The sequence below is a fragment of the Roseateles sp. P5_B10 genome, from assembly GCF_056400485.1.
The window spans coordinates 1-3,253 of record NZ_JBFULE010000606.1; the positions used below are offsets into that span (position 1 = coordinate 1).

At 62.4% G+C, this 3,253-nt stretch carries 6 protein-coding genes; 4 read left to right on the forward strand and 2 right to left on the reverse strand.

From position 1 onward, the window contains the following. Together AC1DU6_RS24620 and AC1DU6_RS24625 are read left to right on the forward strand one after the other, a co-directional pair. A partial coding sequence (locus AC1DU6_RS24620) for a hypothetical protein (RefSeq protein ID WP_477860284.1) occupies positions 1–230 on the forward strand: 230 nt, incomplete at its 5' end. 68 nt (positions 231–298) lie between these two features. Then, entirely contained in the window at positions 299–730 is a 432-nt protein-coding gene (locus tag AC1DU6_RS24625; protein ID WP_477860286.1) for a hypothetical protein, read from the forward strand. Positions 731–784: 54 nt separating this feature from the next. Here the strand turns inward: AC1DU6_RS24625 and AC1DU6_RS24630 are convergent, their stop codons facing one another. Then, complete coding sequence (locus tag AC1DU6_RS24630) at positions 785–952, reverse strand: hypothetical protein (RefSeq protein WP_477860287.1); 168 nt, start codon at positions 950–952, stop codon at positions 785–787. 551 nt (positions 953–1,503) lie between these two features. Here AC1DU6_RS24630 and AC1DU6_RS24635 point away from each other — a divergent pair. Both AC1DU6_RS24635 and AC1DU6_RS24640 read left to right on the forward strand, forming a co-directional pair. Then, on the forward strand, positions 1,504–2,073 hold the full coding sequence (locus tag AC1DU6_RS24635; protein WP_457325855.1) for a dihydrofolate reductase family protein: 570 nt from the start codon (positions 1,504–1,506) through the stop codon (positions 2,071–2,073). Between the two features lie 35 nt (positions 2,074–2,108). Continuing rightward, complete coding sequence (locus AC1DU6_RS24640) at positions 2,109–2,519, forward strand: GNAT family N-acetyltransferase (protein ID WP_457325856.1); 411 nt, start codon at positions 2,109–2,111, stop codon at positions 2,517–2,519. A gap of 57 nt (positions 2,520–2,576) precedes the next feature. Here AC1DU6_RS24640 and AC1DU6_RS24645 read toward each other — a convergent pair. After that, positions 2,577–3,253: PEP-CTERM sorting domain-containing protein (locus AC1DU6_RS24645; RefSeq protein ID WP_477860288.1), on the reverse strand; the 677-nt coding region annotated here is incomplete at its 5' end.

The window sequence follows — 3,253 nt, forward strand, 5'->3', positions numbered from 1 at the left end:
AGACCAAGGCGGTCGCATACCTGGACGCATTCGTTGACCGGGCTAAGGTCGCCGCACCAGGAGACTGGCACTTCGAGGGCGTTGAGTCGGGCCGCGTGCCCGGCGAAACAGAAGACCAATGCAGTTTCTACTTCTCGCTCGAAGCCGATGTGTACGGCGAATGGTCGGTGACGTTCCAAGCCTCGCAATCAAGGTTCTTCCCTGTCGCCTTCGGGCGCAGGCAGGTTTGAATGCGGCTCAACCTTTCGCTCCAGCGGACGGCTTCGCCGTCCGCTGAGCTCGCACGATAAAGCTCAAGATGTGGTTTCACGACATTCCCGCTGAGCGAGAGGCTGGCTATGTCCGATGTGCAAGCACGAACGTGTTGGGAGAGCCACAACTTGGCGCGCTAATGTCGGTATTTGGTCTAGCGCCTGAACCGAGCTTCTTGCGGGAAGTGCCCGGTGACAAGGCCGCCCAGGTCCTGGTGGCGATTCTTCATCAGGACATGGCCTACAAATGCGAAGTGATGCCACTCGCACGCGCCACGGAACTGGCGTATCAGTTCCTTGCATCACAGGAGCCCGGTGCTACGTTCTATATCAATGCGGATTGGTCGGAGTACTTTTCCCGGAAGCAGGGTCCTTCCAGCTTCGGATGGAACCCGTTGACCGAGTCAACGTTCGATGCAGGTGTTCTGGCGATCAGTCAGCGCTACGCGTCGTGCATTTGGGTGGAGGACGAAGATTGAGCTCTAACCTGCCCGTTAACTCGGACGCCTTGTGGCCTTCCGGCGCTATGCGCCTCACAGCCGCAAGTCGCCGGTGACGTCTACGTTGGGCATACGGGAGATGACGTGACAGCCGCGCCGCTCATTTGTGCCCGCTGCAATTTGCCGGTGGAGAAAAACGCAGAATCGTATGAAGTTTTCGAGCGCATGCATTGGCTCTGCTTTCATCTGGAATTCGAACATCAGGGAGATCCTGATGAACCGTGCGGTGATCCCGCTGCAGCGGACGGCTTCGCCGTCCGCTTGGCTTGCACGTTAGGCGCCTGAATGCGGACGTATCCGATTCTGCGAGAAGATGGCTTCTTGATTGCGTTCGAGATCACTAGCCTATGGGTCACATTTAATTCGCTGCACAAGCTCCTTCGCTCAACTGAAGGCGTGACAGAAGTTCGGAGGAATCTCTGGAATGACGATCGATTCACATTCCTATATCGAGGCGTTCCGTGCGTCGTCCATGAGCCGTGGGGCGACAGTTCGAGGTACTGGATCGGTCCCAAGTCCGCGGAAGGGAGCGACCTGGACATTCGTGCGCTGCACCAAGCGTTTCAGAATTTCCAGGGTGTTTTCGCTCAGCTTTGGTCAGAGTTGCGAGTAGGTGCAGGTGCCTAACCGGTCGCTCGAGCGGACGTCCCTCGGCAAGCCTCGGTCCGCCGCACAGCTTCAACGTCAGGCGTCACTCACTCAAGCGGCATCGCGTACGTCTGACCATTCTTCGAGACAGCAGGAGACCTCAGATGTCCACATCGGTACTCTTCATGTCGATGTCACTCGACGGATACATCGCTGGCCCGAACGACGAAGTGGGCAACCCCGGCGGCGACGAATTCGACCGGTTGCACGAGTGGTATGGGGACTTCTCCCGTCCATCTGGGGCGGTCGGACAACTGTGGGATGAGTGGAACTCACCTGGCGCGATTCTGGCGGGGCGGCGCACTGTGGAGCAGGTCGATCACTGGGGCGGTGACAACCACGGTGTCCCGATCATCGTGCCCAGCCACCGGCCGCCGGGCCCTTCGGTAGCGAACTATCCGTTGGTGACCTACGTGCCCGACGGCATCGAGCGCGCAATGGCGCAGGCAAAGGCCGCCGCCGGGGATCGCATCGTGCTGATGCTTGGCGCGTACACGGCGCAACGGGCGCTCGAGGCTGGTGTGCTGGACGAGTTGCAGATCCACCAGATCCCGGTCCTGCTCGGTGGTGGCCGCCGGTTGTTCGAGATGTTGCCTTCGCGCGTGGAGTTGGAGATTGTCCGGGTGATCGACACCCCGGAGGCCACCCACATCCGCTACCGCGTTCGTCGCTGAGTGGGCTCGCAACACCAGCTAGCCACTTGCCACCCATGAATTCAGCGCCAGCCATYGAATACAAGCTCTCGCCACCCCTGGGTGACCTGGAACTGAACGAGTTGTTTTCTGCGTCTTGGGCGAACCATTGCCCTGCGACATTTCAACCCGTCTTGCGCTCCAGCATGGCTTACGTCTGCGCGTACCGGGGGGCCGAACTTGTCGGCTACGTCAACGTCGCCTGGGACGGCAAGACGCATGCGTTTGTCCTGGACCCCACGGTTCATCCCAGTTGCCGGCGGCACGGTATCGGAACGGCGTTGGTTCTTGCCGCGCTGGAGCAAGCCAGGGCGCGCGGGGTCACTTGGGTGCACGTCGACTTCGAGCCTGACCTGCGGGAGTTCTACAGCCGTTGTGGCTTTCGCCTGTCCGAGGCAGGTGTCTACAACGTCGCGGCCGAGGCGTGACAGTCAAAGGGTGTCCCGCAGGCGGGCCGCGGGCCGAGGGCAGCGACTTGGATCACGTCAACGCGCGCGGCGGCGCCGGGCCAGCATGGCCAGGCAGGCCAGGCCGGCCAGGATCAGGGCCCCGCTGCCCGGCTCGGGCACCGGCACGGCCGAGGTGAGGAAGTGGCCGTCGGTGGCCAGGCCGTTGGCGGCCGTGAAGCCGTAGAACACCGGCGTGCCGACGAGGCCCAACTGGTCAAAGCTGACCTGGGCGCTGACCGTGAAGGTGCCGAGGTTGAGGTGCTCGATGGTGCCGGTCAGCATGCCGGCGTTGTCGTTCAGCCCCGAGGGGGTGTACTGCACCGAGGCATACCACTGGAAGTCAGGGTCGCGGATGGCGTCGCCCAGGCCGGTTTCGGTAGCAGCCAGCGGCGCCACAGAGCCGCCGGACAGGATCTGCAGGCTGGGCGACACCGGTTCGCCGTTGAAATGAAAGGTGTCGATGGCAAAGGCCACGCTGGCCGGACTCAGGCCGTCATAGCCGAGGCCCGAGCCTGCGCCGCCGACGCCGGCCGTGTCGCTCAGCGCGAAAGTGAAGCCATCGCCGCGCAGGCCCTGGCTGACGGGGATGAAAAAGTGGAAGTCGAAGGCGAAGCCCTGGTTGAAGTCCAGCGTGATGGCATTGGGCGCGAAGCCGGCGCCACCCTGGCCGCCGGCGCCCGGTGCCGTCAGCATCAGGTCGCTGTAGGTGAAGC